Raw genomic sequence first — 541 nt, 5'->3', positions numbered from 1 at the left:
CATCCGCAAAGGACAGGCCGCCCGACAATGTCGCGCGGAATTCCTGATTGTCGCCCTGCTCGGCGATGCCGGCGTTGACCTCGCCCTTTACGCCTGTGAATTCCTTGTCGAGGATGAAGTTGACGACGCCCGCGACCGCGTCCGAGCCATAAGCCGCCGAAGCGCCGCCGGTAACGACTTCGATACGCTGGACAATGCCGGCGGGAAGAATGTTGAGATCGACGCTGCCGGTGAGGTTCGTGGACACCACGCGCCTCCCGTCGAGCAGGGTGAGGGTGCGCGTCGCGCCAAGCGAACGCAGGTTGAGGAAGCTTTGCCCGCCCATTGTGGTACCCGAGTTGCGTTGCGGCCCCGACATGTTGGTGAGCGCGGGCAGCTGGCGCAGCGACTCCGCGAGCGTCGAGGGCGAGGATTTGACGAGCTGGTCATTGCCCAGAACCGTGACCGGGGTCGGCGCGGTGAAGCCCGCGCGCGGAACGCGTGACCCGGTGACCACGATATCGCCCGAAGGCACGGCAGACGCATCGGCAACGGCCTCTTC

1 protein-coding gene is annotated in these 541 nt (G+C 65.8%); it reads right to left on the bottom strand.

What is annotated here, in order from left to right:
• The coding region (locus AC1D11_RS22235; RefSeq protein WP_477651507.1) for a TonB-dependent receptor plug domain-containing protein at positions 1 to 541 on the bottom strand (541 nt) is incomplete at both ends.

The organism is Polaromonas sp. P1_E11 (genome assembly GCF_056405995.1).
Note: the sequence above shows the minus strand (reverse complement) of the source record. Positions and strands in the feature narration are given on the sequence as shown.